This window comes from Paenibacillus marinisediminis (assembly GCF_054343325.1).
In genome coordinates this window covers 747,451-761,924 of the sequence record NZ_JBTGUH010000002.1, presented here as the reverse complement: position 1 = coordinate 761,924, position 14,474 = coordinate 747,451, and the positions used below count along the sequence as shown (strand labels likewise).

The following is a 14,474-nucleotide window of genomic DNA, read 5'->3' as shown; positions in this document are numbered from 1 at the left end:
GGTGAAAAAGCAGGTTATCGCATAAGGGGAGTTCGGTTCGATCCACCAAGAGAACTTGTAACGGGTAATTTACCAGTAATCGCGCGGCAGCAGAGGGGTTATGTCAGCTGTAACGGGGAAAAAGCAAGTTATCGCATAAGCGAAGCCTATCTTGCTATGTTCGAATCATACGCTCGAGTCACCCTTTCAGTAAAAAGAGGCTTCCTCCGAACGTAGATCATTCTACGTCAGGGACAAGCCTCTTATTTCCTGATTCGAGGGGATAATGGCCGAACGTTGTTAGGTGCGGCATATGGCGCGGCCGGGGCGGTGTGTAGACTCGCCAACGGCGTTCAGAAGAGCGTTGGCGGGGCTGCGATCGCCTCGATACAGGCGGGCGAGTCGTTCTTGACGTTGCCGACCTGTGCGCCGACGGGGTACAGGTCGAGCCAATCCGCTGGGCATGGCTGGAGCAGCGGCTGAAGCCGCGAGGTGTCTGTGACGCTGCGGTCCAGCCACAGCGCTGCTTCCGCTTCGCCCAGTATGACCGGCATGCGGTCATGGATCGGCTCCATGACGCGATTCGGCGTCGTGGTCACGATCGTACACGTACTGACGCGCTCCCCATCGGGGCTCGTCCACGTGTCATACAAGCCGGCGAAGGTGAACAGCTTCGCCTGCGCTGGGATGATGCGCATCGGCTGCTTGCCGCCGTCCGGCAGCTTCTTCCACTCATAGAAGCTGTCCGCCGGTATGAGGCAGCGCTTGCGCGCAAAGGAACGCTTGAAGGCGGGCTTGTCCGCAAGTGTCTCCGCCCGGGCATTGATCGTGCGCCAGCCTATCTTCTCATCCTCTGCCCAGGAGGGAATGAGACCCCATTTTAGCGGGCCGAGGCGCCGTTTATCTCCATCGTGAATCATCGCGGGAACCATTTGTCCGGGTGCGACATTGTATCTTGGCTGATGGAAAGGGATGCCTGCTTCTTCAAGCTCTAAGTATATGAGCAATTCCTCCCACGTTACGGTCAGAGTATAGCGTCCGCACATACAGCATTCATCCTTTCTAGTTCGATGTTAGGTCGATATATGAGTCTATGCAGGCCTTTCTAAGGCAAAAGGTCTAGATGTCGCATCATGTCGATTGAATCTTTATTCATCTTGTTTCTCTAAAATACACTTTATATACTATAATTGCACGGAAATATGAGGAAAGTCAGGGTGATTACGATTATACAGAAGCATTCAACCTCATGGCTCACTCTGCGATCGCTGCGTTCGCTCTGTTTGCTGCTTATTGCGAGCACAGTTATGCTTGCGTTTAACTCGCCAGTAGAAGCGAAGCAGGGTGACTTTACAGATGTACCGACATCGCATTGGGCTTACAGCACCATCATGTGGTCGAAAGACAATGGAATCTCAGGAGGCTATCCGGACGGGACGTTCCGCCCATCACAGCATGTAACCGAAGCGGAATGGTTGGCTATGGTATACCGTGCGTATCCGGAAATTGTTATTCCGGACAGCAAGCCAGGCGAGCCTTGGTATACGGTTTATTATGCGCAGGCAGTCCAGATGGGCTTACCGTATGATGGACGAGCGGATCTTCAGATCACTCGCGGGTACGTAGCGGAGTCATTGGCTGCTGTAGCTGGCAAGAGGCTCCCTAAAGATGAAGCAATTAAATACATAATGGATCTTGGTATCGCGCAAGGCAAGGATTTAGACGGAGTGGACAGCTTTGCTCCTAATGATAAGTTATCTCGGGCTGAGGCTCAAACTTTTCTCTATCGAATGAAACAGGTTCTGCCTACGCTATCCAGCTCATTGCCGGATGTTATTCCGAGCGAAGACAATAAGGCTAGCATTAGTCTGCATGGCATCAAGATCGGCGATCCGGTAGAGAAGGTCGTTAATAAGTTAGGTGAGCCAGTACGTAAGGATATGTCCGAACATCAGATGGTCTGGTATATATACAATCGCGATTATTCGAAGTACACCCAGATTGGAATTGTGGACGGGGTCGTTGCATCGATGTTTTCCAACGGCAGCGGCTGGTCAGTTGGCTCCAAGGCGGGTTTGACTGGCTTAGAGACTGAAGCGGACAAGCTCTGGGGCAAGCCGTACACATCTACAGACCAAATGAAGGAATTCAAAAAGGACAAACTCCATATCGTTGTATTCTTGGACGCCATTGGCGGCGGCCGCGCTGATGGTCTGCTGGTCGAATCGGAAGATCAATACCGTGACGCTTATGTAGATCACCGTCAGTCTTCTGCCGAACTGCTTCAAGCTTATGAACAGCAAATCTTCGATCTGGCGAATGCATTTCGCGTACGAGAGGGATTAGCCCCTTTCACTTGGAATGAAACTGCAGCTAAGGCTGCGCGGCAGCACAGCGCCGATATGAGTAAACGCAATTATTTTGATCATACGAATCCAGACGGTAAAACTCCGATAGATCGGCTAAAGGCTAACGGCGCAGGTGCATATCGCTTATGGGGAGAAAATATCGCAGCAGGACAGTCCAATGCGATCTACGCGCATTACAGCTGGGTCAACTCTCTTGGTCATCGCAAGAACATCCTTCATTCCGGTGCGACAACGCTCGGGGTAGGTATCGCTCGAGGCGCTACAACTAGTGATTACGATATTTATTATACCCAGAACTTCTTCACTCCGCGCTGACCCGCAGTGAATGAACATGAAAAGAGATATCTTATGTCCCAGCCGGGATAAGAGATATCTCTTTCTGTTCTACGAGCGGACCGCACGCTATTCCTCTGACACCTCAACAATATCGGTTACTCGTATCCATTTTCCATTTAGTTTGATGCGTTGGGTAATTGGATCTATATGTGAAATGATGCCTGTCTGCGTGTCATCCTGCAGTTTGCCGTAGATACGCACTTGTACGCTAAGTTGAGCTTGATAAGCATCGCTAAGCTTTTCTATAAGCGATTCCCAAAATTGCTCGTCGAATGAAGGGCGCGCCTTGTATGATTTCTGTGACTTTTTCTCTAAAATAGCATCCCGATGCTCGAACAACATCATGCGGCTTGACTCCCATAGGCCGTTGCCTGATAATTTTTTCATTTGTAATGTCCTCCAATCTTCGCATTCAGAAACTTCATCTGGCTGGCACGCTTCAATGAGGAGCCAAGGAATATGGAGGCGGGTCCGTGAACTTCTTGAATCTCATCTATCGTATGCTCGAGCTGCCGCTGTCTCTCGCGGTCATCGAACAGGGTCAGTTGGTACACCGCGTCACTCTGCAGTTGATCCAGAGATACGAAGATCTTGCGTACAGGCTGTCCGTTCCAGTGCTTGGCAAACAGCTGCTTGGCAGCCGTGTATACCTCGCGTGAGATGTTAGTGGGCTCCGTCAGCTTCATCTGCCGCGAGAACCCCGTCGGCTGATCGAAATCAGCGCCCTGAGCGCCGGCGTGAACGACATTGCCCATATAGCCCTTAGCGCGAGCACGGTGGCAGATAAGCAAGGACAGTTCGTTTAAGATAACATCGATATCCTCCTGCTTATCGTAGTCGATCGGCAGGGTCGTCTGTCGGCCAATCCCTTTCTGGAGGTCGAATGCGTCCGGCGTTACCGGGGAGTTGTCGTACCCGTTAGCTGTTCGCCACAGCACCTCGCTCCAGATGTCACAGTTTTTCCGCATATACTGTTTCATTCTTTGCTTGAGCTGCGGCAGCGGTGTTTGCGCAAGCTCGCCAATCGTCTGAATGCCGATGCGGGACAGGTGGCGCATCGTCCGTGTTCCGACGCCGAACATCTTGTTCACGGGCAGCGTCCACAGTTCGCTGATATTCTCTCTCGACAGCTCGAATACGCCTTCTGCATTTTTCTTAGCGAAGTTGTCACAGGACATCTTAGCCAGAATCTTATTATGTCCGATGCCGACGCGTGTATTGATACCGGTCTCGTTGTGCACTCTCATGCGAATATGCTGCGCGAGCTCGTATGGCGAGCAGCCGAAGTGGTGGAGGCTGTCGGTAACATCGATAAACTGCTCATCGATGCTGAACGGCTCGACGAGGCTGGAATAGGATTCGAGTATGCTCATGATCTGCAGAGAAACCGTAATGTAGGTTCTCATTCTCGGCTTGATCGTGATGAGCTCCGGACACTTCTGCTGCGCCTCCCATAGGGATTCAGCCGTCGTTACTCCCTGCGCTTTAGCCAGCGGGCAGGCAGCGAGGATGATGCCGCTGCGGCGCTCGGGATCGCCTGATACAGCCAAAGGCTTGTGCTCATACCTTGGATGCGCAGCCTTCTCAACTGACGCGTAAAACGATTGGCAGTCTGCAAGAAACACGACTCTTTTCTTACTCATAGGCCGGTCTTCCTTTACTCCAGATTAAGGTGAAAATCTGCAGTCAACCTTATCTCAATGTTTGCCTTGACGAATTCCCAGAGCAGATCCATCTTGTGCTGATATCCTCTGCATTGATAAGACACCTTCAAGAAGGTTTCATCACGGTGCACCTCGATAATCTTCAGTTGACGCGCTCGCAGTTCTTTCCTTAGCACGTATTGTCTGGTTAATACTGCCGTTTGTATGGTTCTTAAGTTGTCTATATAAAGCTCTGACATCTTCAATCCAGAATTCTTCATCTCCTGCATATCCTTCTCTAATACTTCGAACATAATAGGGAGGATCACGGACTCTTTCACTAAGAGCAGTTCTTCCTCCGTCTGTAGTGGAGAGCCTGCCATAGCTCCGCCTCCTCCGACTGTTTCACAGCTTGATCTGCAAGCTACTGTTTATTATACAACGAACAGGTGTTCGTAAATCAACAGGCAATTATTCCTTAGAAGCTGGTTCTGCTTGCTGCTCGTCGGATGAAAGGTGGAGATAGCGTTTCATCAAGTTGGTCACTTCCGCGCGCAGCACGCCGCGGAGCATATAGAACGAATGATTATAGCCGCGGCACAGGTACTGTACGCGCACGCCGTGCGTCTGACGCTCCTCCTCGAATACTTTGATGCCGCGGCGGCGAAATTGCTGACGGATGCGCTGCAGATCCGTCTTGACTTCTTGCTCCGCCTGACGCAAACTCTCAGCATACACATGCGCCATCTTCAATGGGGAGCGGGCTAAGCGATCGCTGTCTCGCTTCAGTACGTCAAGTACGAGCGTGTGAAGTACATGCTGCTTGACAAGGTAGGCGTCTTCAGCCTGTTGGGCGAGCGGTTTGCTGGCTGCTCCGCTATGTTTCAGGGTGCCCATAGGTCATTCCTCCTGTAAGATTGATCCATGCATTATTATATATATTACGAACCTATGTTCTTATATTACCCAATATAGCGAACATATATTCGATAATCAAGCGGTAAATGTTATAATAGGCGAAGATGCCAAGCCCAATGTTGAGCCGCGCTCGAAACAGATATAAGCTAACATAGGGCAAACATTACATAATTAAATTGAAAATGGAGGGACAACAGCTATGCATATTCAATTAACGAAGGAACAACGCGAACAAATGGTACAAGCTGTACAGCAGTATTTTGAATTGGAACGAGATGAAGTGATTGGTGAGCTTGCGGCAGAGCAGTTCATGAATTTTATGATGGAAACGGTTGGAGATCTTGCCTATAATCAAGCTCTAAAGGATACGAGAGCGATGCTGGCGGATCGCTTTATGGCAATAGAAGATGAGCTTTACGCTATGGAGCGGCATCCGTCAAGGCGTTCTTAATAACGCGACAAAACTTCATTTTCAAAATTTTGGATGATGTTCAAGCGGATTGGTTTGCGATAATGTAGGAGAAGGAGGATATAATCATGATTGAGGCGGAAATGGATCGGTCAGAACGGGAGTGCTCGGAGGCGTCAAATGAAACGGTGCTCACGGGACGGTTCGAATCGTACGAACGGCAGATTGCGGCATGGATTGCAGAAGACGTCGAACGAATGGAAGAGCTTCGACTTCTGCGTGAGCTTGGCTTGCCGGATTGGTGCATTGGCGCAGGTTATGTACGCAATCTAGTCTGGGACAAGCTCCATGGCTACGAAACGCCGACACCGCTCAATGATGTGGATGTCATCTATTACGATCCGAACTGCACGGATGAAGCGCGGGAGAAGAGCTGGGAACGCTGCATGATGGAGCGATGCCCCGCCCGGAAATGGTCATTCAAGAATCAAGCGCGGATGCATAAGAAGAGTGGGCGAACTCAGCCTTATGAATCCACGGCGGATGCCATGATGCACTGGACGGAAGTGATGACGGCTGTGGGCGTCAGAATGGAGCAGGATGGCAGTCTCACGATCGTCAGCCCGTGGGGAGCCGCGGCGCTCGAAGATCTGATGGCGCTGCGCATCCGTAGAAGTCCGAAGTTCGAAGACCGTGAGGCCTTTCAGCATCGTTTGATGGAAAAACGGTGGCTGGAGCAATGGCCGCGCACCTTTGTGCAGGATATCGATTAGAAACATGTTACAATGGGGGATGAAAGATGAACAGTGTTGCATTTGAACTTGTGAGCATGGACGATAGTCGGGCGACGTATACATTTCGGGAACTGCTGCCTGAAGAGGAGATTGAAGCTGAAGCAATTGAAGGTATGTTTGAGGTAGATCTGAAGCGTTATCAGCAATTGGAGGCGTCTGGGGATGCTGAGGCAATGGATCACGCGATCTATTGGCTGACGCCGATTCAAGAAGATCGACAATATTGGCTTGGGATAAAAGTGTTTTTCCGTGTGTATAAGCACTATTTAGAGCATGGAACTTATATAGAAAGCAGCGGTCAGCCGGTAAATAGTTGAACGCGCACAGCAAATGACAGAAAGCAGCGATTCGTGTAGGTGACGATCGCTGCTTTTTGTTGTAGTTGCGCTTATGCGCAAGGACATAAGACATTCTGCCTTCGTCATAACTTGATAAGGAAGCATGTGTAGGAAGAGGAGGGAGAAGAGGATGAACCCAAGCAACGTAAGCGGCAAGGAGCTTGTCGGGGGAGAGCATGCAGGCGCGGTAGAGAAGGCAGCCGGCAATTGTAATCCAGAGCAGTCGCAGGAGCGGGTGTATGTGCCATTTTCCAGCCCGCTGGATCCTTGTCCGCCCGTTCCGTTCAAGACGTATGTCGTTCCGCCGAACCAGTTCATCGTATTTCAGCCGCCGAACTGGCCGCAATATAAGCCGTCCGAAGCACTGCGCGTCGGGACGCTGTGGCCGACATTGTACAGCCCGTATAGACCAAGGCGAAACAGAGGAGGAGAGCAGGATGAGTGAGCATCCATTCCAGACGGAGGAGTATCGTCACATGCTGCTCCAGCTGCAGGAGGTAGACTTCGTGCTTGTGGAGCTTAATTTGTATCTGGATACGCATCCTGACGATGCGCAGGCCATCCATCAGTATAACCATTATGTCGGCGAGCGGCGCAAGCTGGTGCGGATGTTCGAGGAAAGATACGGCTCGTTGAGCAATTTTGGTCAATCATATGCCGGAGTTCCGTTTACTTGGGCTACGACGCCCTGGCCTTGGCAAGTATGAATCCGAAATCAGGGGAGAGGTGAAGAACGGTGTGGGTATATGAGAAGAAGCTCCAGTACCCGGTTAGAGTTAACAAATGTGATCCGCGCATGGCCAAATTTCTACTGGAGCAGTATGGGGGAGCGGACGGCGAGCTGGCGGCTGCGCTTCGTTATCTCAATCAGCGTTATACGATTCCAGACAAGGTCATCGGACTGCTAACGGATATTGGCACGGAGGAATTCGCACATCTGGAAATGATAGCGACTATGGTCTTCAAATTAACAAAAGATGCCACACCTCAGCAGATGGAAGCAGCGGGCTTAGGCGCACACTACGCTGCTCATGATAACGCACTGTATTACGAGAATGCAGGAGGAGTCCCTTGGACAGCATCATATATTCAGGCCAAGGGCGATCCACTCGCGGATCTTTATGAAGACATCGCGGCTGAGGAGAAGGCGCGCGCCACTTATCAGTGGCTGATCGATCTGACGGATGATGTGGATCTGCAGGACAGCTTGAAGTATTTGCGTCAGCGGGAGATTGTTCACTCGCTTCGTTTTCGGGAAGCGGTCGAGATTATTAAGGAGGAGAGGGGAGCACAGCGATTTTTCTAGGCGGCGAAGAAGGATTGCGTAGCATAATTGAGGAAATACAGGAGGATAGCAACTTTAGCTGGTATTGAATTAAGTTCCAAGCGATTTAATACGGATATTTCCGAACGGCAGCGATAATTAAGGGATATGTCCTATGTAGACCTCATATACATTATGGTATAATAACAATAACTGAGGGAAACCTCAAAACTAAATCGAAAGGATCAGGATACCAATGCGTCCCCGAAGGATGATGCCCCAAAGGACAATCTGGAAACGTTATGATCTTTCCTACACTTAGCTCCTCTCGCAGCAAGCAAACTGTCACTTGATGGTACGACTAACTGCGGAGAAGGATGAGTGGGACAAATGAATCGAAGGAACGTTCGAAGGACAATGTCCTCGCTTCGTACTCTCACAGTTAGTTTCAAACTGCAAACGAGAGGTTACGAAGATGAGGAAAAACGAAGCATTACGCAATTTTTGTTGGATGATGTTAGGATCAATGTTATTGGCTTTCAGTTATTATCACATTAATTTTCAGAACAATTTAGCTGAAGGCGGCTTTGTAGGATTGGCGCTGATCGGAAAGTATACGTTCGATTGGTCACCTGCGATTACGGTATTATGTTTGGATATTCCCGTATTTATTGTGGCTTGGTTCTTGAAGGGCCATAAGTTTATTATGAACACAGCCTTGGCAACCGTCGTATTCTCACTGACCTATGAGTTATGTGAAAGATATTCAACGCTAGTCATTGACTTGAGTTCAAGCATGCTGCTTGCAGCAATACTCGCTGGAGTTCTAACTGGCTTCGGAGCTGGTATTGTACTGCGACACGGCGGCGCTACAGGCGGCGACGATATATTGGCGCTGTATGTCAGCAAGGTGACGAAGCTAAGTGTCGGCACCGTATTCATTCTGTTTGACGTTGCGGTATTGTTAGTATCACTAGCATTTCTGCCGCTTATGGATACATTGTATACGATTCTATCCGTAAGTATTGCTGGTCAGGTTATTACGTGGACAGTACAGTTTGGCGTACATCGCCGTCCTGTCATTTCTGTTAAACCTGCGCCTAAGGCACAGCATCAACATGGATAATGAATTGAGGAACCGTTCGATTTCTTTCCTAAGGAGAGAGACCGAACGGTTCCTTTTGGTTTACGGCGATTGACATATGTTTGACAAGTGACCTCTAGGAATAGATGGAAAATGTGGAGTATGATAGAGACAGTGCGATGCGACAAAAGAGCAAGAGGAGATATCCTAGATGCATAATCTATTAATCGTTGAAGACGATACGGCATTGAATAACGGAATTTGCTTTGCCCTGCGCCAACAGGATATGACACTGCATCAAGCTTATACGATGGAACAGGCGAAGGAGCTACTGACTAAGCAGGAAATGGATCTGGTTTTGCTGGATGTGAATCTGCCGGACGGCAGCGGCTTAGAGCTGTGTCAGGACATTCGCAAGCGTTCGGCAGTGCCGATCATATTCTCAACGGCCAATGATATGGAGATTGACATCGTGACGGGCTTGGAGCTTGGCGGCGATGATTACATAACGAAGCCTTTTAGCCTTATGGTGCTGCGAGCGAGAGTGATGGCGATGCTGCGGCGGGGCGGCCAGTCGATAGAGACGGTGTCCAGGAAGATTATCATAGATGAGTTTGTATTTGACTTTGACGCGATGGATTTCAGCAAGCGGAAGCAGCCGCTGGTACTCAGCAAGACGGAACAGAAGCTGTTGAAGGTGCTCGTAAGCAATCGGGGCCATGTGATGTCTCGTTCGCTGCTCGTAGATAAGATCTGGACCGATGGCGCGGAATACGTCGATGAAAATGCATTGACGGTGACGATCAGCAGATTGCGCAATAAGCTAGAGGACTATCCGGCGAAGCCGCGATATATTCAGACCGTGTATGGGCTTGGCTATACATGGGCGTATGAATGAGGCTGCACATATGAACAAGACGACTCATTCCTTATTTACAGCAACTTATATTGTATTCGGCTGTTTACTAGGCACAGTGTCTGCTCTGTTTGCACTCTACATGTGGCTCATGATCCAGCGGCAGGGCGATGTCACGATGATGCCTGTATGGTTGTATATCATAGCGGTAGCTGTGCTTGTCATAGCGTTAATCTTGGTGTTAAAAATGAAGATTGCCCGCGTGGTCGATCAGCTTGACGATATGATGGAACACGCATTGCGGTACAAGCAAGTTGATGTATCTTACGATGAGACCAGCCTATCTGCGCTTGAGAATAAGCTGTGCCGCGTGCTTGAGATCTCAAGGGCGTCATCAAGCGCCATCGAGGTAGAGAAGAACAGCATTAAGAGTCTGATCTCAGACATCTCGCACCAGACGAAGACTCCGATCGCGAACATCGTGCTGTACGCACAGCTGCTGCAGGAGCATGACTGCTTGGATGAGTCCGCTGCGCAGCTCGTTGATGAAATTGCGGCACAATCGGACAAGCTCAGCTTCTTGATTCAAGCGCTGGTGCATATGTCGCGCCTGGAAACAGGGATCGTGAATGCGCAGGTGAAGCGGACGGCTCTGTATGATGTGATCGCGCAGGCCGTCGCGACGTATGCGAGTGAAGCAGAGAGCAAGCAGTTGGCGCTTCGGTTCGACTGTGATCGAGATATCATCGCACAGCTGGATCCGAAGTGGACGGCGGAAGCGATCGGGAATATCGTCCATAATGCGGTGAAGTATACACCGAATGGCGGAAATGTTGAGGTAACTGTTGAGCAGTATGAGCTGTTTACCCGCATTAACGTGGCAGATAACGGAATGGGTATAGAAGAAGGAGAGATTAATAAGCTGTTTCAACGTTTCTATCGTAGCAGACAGGCTGCACATATGGAGGGCGTGGGTCTTGGCTTATATCTGGCAAGAGAAATCATTACCGCACAGGGCGGATATATCAAGGTGAGCTCACGTGTTGGACAAGGCAGTGTGTTCTCGGTGTTTCTGCCGAATTAAGACGGTGATAACTAAATATTTCAATACCGTTATATTTCAGAAATACGATCGAAAGGGTTGAGGACTATAGTCTAAGCATGAGGTGTTTAGACTATTTGGGTTGGAGGAATGACAGTTGAGTATATTGCAGACGGATGAGCTGAAGAAGCAGTACGGACACGGGAACACGGCTGTAAAGGCGTTGGACGGGATCAGCATCGATGTGGAGCAGGGGGAATATGTAGCAATTGTAGGCACGTCAGGGAGCGGGAAGTCTACACTGCTGCATATGCTGGGAGGACTCGATAGAGCGACTTCAGGTAAAGTAATTGTGGACGGCAAGGAGCTGTTTGCGCTCAATGATCAGGAGCTGACGATATTTCGCCGCCGGAAGATCGGATTCGTATTCCAGAATTACAATCTCGTGCCCGTGCTGAACGTATACGAGAATATCATTCTGCCGATCGAGCTCGACGGCAATAAGGTGGATACGAGTTATGTGGACGAGATCTTACATATGCTGGGCATGGAGAGCAAGCTGAACAGCCTGCCGAACCAGCTGTCCGGCGGACAGCAGCAGCGAGTGGCGATTGCGCGCGCACTGGCGACCAAGCCTGCGATTATACTGGCGGATGAACCGACAGGCAACCTCGACAGCAAGACAAGTCAGGATGTGCTTGCACTGCTGAAGACGACGAGCCACAGATTCCAACAGACGGTCGTGATGATCACGCATAATGAGGAGATGGCGCAGACCGCCGACCGCATCATCCGCATCGAAGACGGCAAGGTGGTCACAGAGGCGGTGAAGAGGTAATGCTTGCAACGCCGAATAAACAAGCGATTAAGAAGCTCTCTATTAGAAGCCTAAGAGCGAATCGCATGCGCAACTGGTTTGCGATTGTGGCGATTGCCCTGACAACCATGCTGTTTACAAGCCTATTTACGATCGGCGCGAGCATGCTGGCATCCGTCGAGCAGAGCACGATGCGGCAGGTCGGTACTAGCGCGCACGGCGGCTTTAAGTACTTAACAACAGAGCAGTATCAGAAGCTGAAGGATCACAAACTCATTAAAGAGCAGGGTCTATCTGTGATGGTGAATGTCGCGGAAAATGAACAACTGATCAAGCGATCTACCGAAATCCGATTTGCGGATGAAACGTATGCGAAATTTATGTTTGCTCTGCCGACGACGGGCAGAATGCCAGAGCAGCCTGATGAGATCGCCACGGATACACTCGTGCTAGATCGATTGGGAATTCCGCATGAAGTCGGACAGAAGGTGAAGCTAAAGTATACGATCGATGGGCAACAAGTGCAGAAGGAGTTTGTCCTAAGCGGCTTCTATGAAGGAGACATCGTCATTCCTGCAAGCATGATCTGGGTATCGGAGAGCTTTATTGAACAGGAATTGGCAGGGATCGATCAGTCGCGGGCTAGAGATGGTCAGTCTTACACGGGATTGTTATTTGCAGATGTGATGCTGGACAATTCCGTTAACATCGAAGGCAAGTTGAACCGCATCTTGGAGGATAACGGCTTCACGGAGCGGGACATCCCAATTGGAGTGAACTGGGCATATGCGCCGACGCAAATGACGTTGGACATCGGTATGATAGCGGGCGTTGCAGGCGGAATCTTGCTCATAATGCTGAGCGGATACTTAATCATTTATAACATCTTCTACATTTCCATAGCAAAGGATATTAAGTTCTATGGACTTCTCAAAACGATCGGTACGACTCCGAAGCAGTTGAAGAAGTTGGTGCGGCGTCAGGCGTGGCTGCTATCCTGTGTCGGCATCCCGTTAGGTTTGCTGGCGGGATATGCAGTCGGGGCAGCGCTTGTGCCGGTCGTGATGCAGATGATGACGATGTCGCATGTGGGAGTCTCGATCCATCCGCTCATTTTTGTTGGCTCGGCGTTATTTGCTCTCCTGACGGTGTTCATTAGCTGCAATAAGCCGGCCAAGACAGCTGCAGGAGTATCGCCGATTGAGGCGGTTCGCTATACCGATGTGAGCGGGGCGAGTCGGAAAGGGCTGAAGAAGTCGATCAGCGGCGCGAAGCTTCATCGCATGGCGTTCTCGAACGTATTTCGCAACAAGAAGAAGGCAGTGATCGTGCTCTCTTCGTTATCGCTTAGCATCATCCTGCTCAATAGCGTCTATACAATGGTAACAGGGTTCGATATGGACAAGTATCTGGAGACCGAAATACAGACCGATTTCGTGATCGGAGATGTCGGCTTGTTCAACGTAAATATCGGCTTTAGCGGTCAGGATACGGTGACGGAGGAGCTGGTGGCAAGTCTCGCTTCGCGCGAGGATGTCGAGGATATAGGGAGTGTGTATTTTACCGCAGGTGAGCATCCGATAACTGGTACAACGCTAGAAAGCTTTCAACGTCTGATCCCTAAGCTGCTGTCACTTACAGACCGCGATATGCAATATTCCGTGGACATGGTACTTGCCGATAAGAAGATGCCGATGAAGCTGCACGGGCTTGATGAATTTGCTGCTGAGCATCTAGAGATTAAGCAAGGAACCTATGATGCCGAGAAGTTCAAGTCCGGCGATTATATCGTTGTCATGCCTAATTATAAAGATGAAGATTCGGTTGAGAGTATCTATGAGATTGGGGAACAGGTCACGCTAGCAATTGAAAATGGTGAGGAAAAGACTTATGAAGTAATGGCGCTTGGCACGATTCCGCATAGCATGTCATCCAGATGGACGAGTATGTTAGGTTTGGAATTCTTCCTGCCTGCAACGGAAATAAAGCAACTTGTCAGTCATCCGACTATTATGACTACGGTATTCGACGTAACAGATGAACAGACGGAGGCGATGGAACAGTACCTTGCTCATTATGTCGATAAGGTTGATCCTATGCTGGACTATGAATCCCGCGCAACCTATGCGGAGGAGTTCAAGAGCATGCAATCAACCTTTACTGGAGTAGGCTACACGCTATGCAGCATCATCGCCTTGATCGGCATCTTAAACTTCATCAATTCGATGGTGACGAGCATCATTTCCCGCCGCAACGAAATTGCGATGCTCCAGAGTATCGGAATGACGAATCGACAGGTGTATAAGATGCTCATGTTTGAAGGATTTTACTTTGCGTTGCTGACGCTTGGAATCGTCTGTACGTTTGGAATGCTGCTGACTTATTTCGGTGTATCGGCCTTTGCGGGTCAATTCTGGTTCTTCAGCTATCACTTTACGGTATTGCCAATTGCGATATGCACACCGCTGTTGATAATGATGGCGCTAGCGGTGCCTATGCTCAGTTATCGCACGGCGAGCAGGATGAGCATTGTGGAGCGCTTGCGAGAGATGGAATAACATCTGCTAGTTGGAGATGTTGCGGACACAGGAGACGCTATTTACGAAAAAAACGGCTTATTTCAAA

The 14,474-nt window shown here is 49.8% G+C and carries 17 protein-coding genes; 12 read left to right on the top strand and 5 right to left on the bottom strand.

Features of this window, described 5'->3' with window-relative positions:
• Positions 1-332: 332 nt before the first annotated feature.
• Positions 333-1,025 carry an SOS response-associated peptidase gene (locus ACXX53_RS09285; protein ID WP_458568341.1) on the bottom strand — a complete coding sequence of 231 codons (693 nt, stop codon included), beginning with the start codon at positions 1,023-1,025 and terminating at the stop codon, positions 333-335.
• Between the two features lie 171 nt (positions 1,026-1,196).
• Here ACXX53_RS09285 and ACXX53_RS09280 point away from each other — a divergent pair, with 171 nt between their 5' ends.
• Positions 1,197-2,663: a CAP domain-containing protein gene (locus ACXX53_RS09280; RefSeq protein WP_458568340.1), complete on the top strand. Its 1,467-nt coding sequence runs from the start codon at positions 1,197-1,199 to the stop codon at positions 2,661-2,663.
• A gap of 87 nt (positions 2,664-2,750) precedes the next feature.
• Here the strand turns inward: ACXX53_RS09280 and ACXX53_RS09275 are convergent, their stop codons facing one another.
• From ACXX53_RS09275 to ACXX53_RS09260, 4 genes are all read right to left on the bottom strand, one after another.
• Positions 2,751-3,071 (bottom strand): YolD-like family protein, encoded by a 321-nt coding sequence (locus ACXX53_RS09275; RefSeq protein WP_458568339.1) that lies wholly within the window; start codon positions 3,069-3,071, stop codon positions 2,751-2,753.
• A complete protein-coding gene (locus tag ACXX53_RS09270; RefSeq protein ID WP_458568338.1) occupies positions 3,068-4,327 on the bottom strand; it encodes a DNA polymerase IV in 1,260 nt (419 codons plus the stop codon). Before ACXX53_RS09270 ends, ACXX53_RS09275 begins: the two co-directional genes overlap by 4 nt.
• 14 nt (positions 4,328-4,341) lie before the next feature.
• On the bottom strand, positions 4,342-4,710 hold the full coding sequence (locus tag ACXX53_RS09265; protein ID WP_458568337.1) for a hypothetical protein: 369 nt from the start codon (positions 4,708-4,710) through the stop codon (positions 4,342-4,344).
• Between the two features lie 88 nt (positions 4,711-4,798).
• Positions 4,799-5,224 (bottom strand): hypothetical protein, encoded by a 426-nt coding sequence (locus tag ACXX53_RS09260; protein WP_458568336.1) that lies wholly within the window; start codon positions 5,222-5,224, stop codon positions 4,799-4,801.
• Positions 5,225-5,444: 220 nt separating this feature from the next.
• Here ACXX53_RS09260 and ACXX53_RS09255 point away from each other — a divergent pair, with 220 nt between their 5' ends.
• The 11 genes from ACXX53_RS09255 (at position 5,445) to ACXX53_RS09205 (ending at position 14,407) form a co-directional block, all read left to right on the top strand.
• Positions 5,445-5,696, top strand: a complete 252-nt coding sequence (locus ACXX53_RS09255) for a DUF2164 domain-containing protein (protein WP_458568335.1) — start codon at positions 5,445-5,447, stop codon at positions 5,694-5,696.
• 86 nt (positions 5,697-5,782) lie between these two features.
• Positions 5,783-6,427: a nucleotidyltransferase family protein gene (locus ACXX53_RS09250; RefSeq protein ID WP_458568334.1), complete on the top strand. Its 645-nt coding sequence runs from the start codon at positions 5,783-5,785 to the stop codon at positions 6,425-6,427.
• Positions 6,428-6,453: 26 nt separating this feature from the next.
• Positions 6,454-6,765, top strand: coding sequence for a hypothetical protein (locus tag ACXX53_RS09245; RefSeq protein WP_458568333.1), 312 nt, complete (start codon positions 6,454-6,456; stop codon positions 6,763-6,765).
• Positions 6,766-7,021: 256 nt separating this feature from the next.
• Positions 7,022-7,231 (top strand): spore coat associated protein CotJA, encoded by a 210-nt coding sequence (locus ACXX53_RS09240; protein ID WP_458568385.1) that lies wholly within the window; start codon positions 7,022-7,024, stop codon positions 7,229-7,231.
• A complete protein-coding gene (locus ACXX53_RS09235; RefSeq protein WP_458568332.1) occupies positions 7,224-7,493 on the top strand; it encodes a spore coat protein CotJB in 270 nt (89 codons plus the stop codon). Before ACXX53_RS09240 ends, ACXX53_RS09235 begins: the two co-directional genes overlap by 8 nt.
• Before the next feature lie 29 nt (positions 7,494-7,522).
• Positions 7,523-8,092, top strand: a complete 570-nt coding sequence (locus tag ACXX53_RS09230; protein ID WP_458568331.1) for a manganese catalase family protein — start codon at positions 7,523-7,525, stop codon at positions 8,090-8,092.
• Between the two features lie 469 nt (positions 8,093-8,561).
• Complete coding sequence (locus tag ACXX53_RS09225; protein WP_458568330.1) at positions 8,562-9,176, top strand: YitT family protein; 615 nt, start codon at positions 8,562-8,564, stop codon at positions 9,174-9,176.
• Positions 9,177-9,345: 169 nt separating this feature from the next.
• Positions 9,346-10,032 (top strand): response regulator transcription factor, encoded by a 687-nt coding sequence (locus ACXX53_RS09220; RefSeq protein ID WP_458568329.1) that lies wholly within the window; start codon positions 9,346-9,348, stop codon positions 10,030-10,032.
• Between the two features lie 10 nt (positions 10,033-10,042).
• The gene (locus ACXX53_RS09215; RefSeq protein ID WP_458568328.1) at positions 10,043-11,074 is read left to right on the top strand and encodes a sensor histidine kinase; all 1,032 of its coding nucleotides are present in this window, start codon (positions 10,043-10,045) and stop codon (positions 11,072-11,074) included.
• Between the two features lie 115 nt (positions 11,075-11,189).
• Positions 11,190-11,870: an ABC transporter ATP-binding protein gene (locus ACXX53_RS09210; protein ID WP_458568327.1), complete on the top strand. Its 681-nt coding sequence runs from the start codon at positions 11,190-11,192 to the stop codon at positions 11,868-11,870.
• Positions 11,870-14,407, top strand: a complete 2,538-nt coding sequence (locus ACXX53_RS09205) for an ABC transporter permease (protein WP_458568326.1) — start codon at positions 11,870-11,872, stop codon at positions 14,405-14,407. Before ACXX53_RS09210 ends, ACXX53_RS09205 begins: the two co-directional genes overlap by 1 nt.
• The last annotated feature ends 67 nt before the right edge of the window (positions 14,408-14,474 follow it).

Coding starts and splice junctions, on each gene's coding strand:
- ACXX53_RS09205 (WP_458568326.1), top strand. CDS start 11,870: ATGCTTGCAACGCCGAATAAACAAGCGATTAAGAAGCTCTCTATTAGA.
- ACXX53_RS09260 (WP_458568336.1), bottom strand. CDS start 5,224: ATGGGCACCCTGAAACATAGCGGAGCAGCCAGCAAACCGCTCGCCCAA.
- ACXX53_RS09285 (WP_458568341.1), bottom strand. CDS start 1,025: ATGTGCGGACGCTATACTCTGACCGTAACGTGGGAGGAATTGCTCATA.
- ACXX53_RS09250 (WP_458568334.1), top strand. CDS start 5,783: ATGATTGAGGCGGAAATGGATCGGTCAGAACGGGAGTGCTCGGAGGCG.
- ACXX53_RS09270 (WP_458568338.1), bottom strand. CDS start 4,327: ATGAGTAAGAAAAGAGTCGTGTTTCTTGCAGACTGCCAATCGTTTTAC.
- ACXX53_RS09235 (WP_458568332.1), top strand. CDS start 7,224: ATGAGTGAGCATCCATTCCAGACGGAGGAGTATCGTCACATGCTGCTC.
- ACXX53_RS09245 (WP_458568333.1), top strand. CDS start 6,454: ATGAACAGTGTTGCATTTGAACTTGTGAGCATGGACGATAGTCGGGCG.
- ACXX53_RS09275 (WP_458568339.1), bottom strand. CDS start 3,071: ATGAAAAAATTATCAGGCAACGGCCTATGGGAGTCAAGCCGCATGATG.
- ACXX53_RS09215 (WP_458568328.1), top strand. CDS start 10,043: ATGAACAAGACGACTCATTCCTTATTTACAGCAACTTATATTGTATTC.
- ACXX53_RS09225 (WP_458568330.1), top strand. CDS start 8,562: ATGATGTTAGGATCAATGTTATTGGCTTTCAGTTATTATCACATTAAT.
- ACXX53_RS09220 (WP_458568329.1), top strand. CDS start 9,346: ATGCATAATCTATTAATCGTTGAAGACGATACGGCATTGAATAACGGA.
- ACXX53_RS09265 (WP_458568337.1), bottom strand. CDS start 4,710: ATGGCAGGCTCTCCACTACAGACGGAGGAAGAACTGCTCTTAGTGAAA.
- ACXX53_RS09255 (WP_458568335.1), top strand. CDS start 5,445: ATGCATATTCAATTAACGAAGGAACAACGCGAACAAATGGTACAAGCT.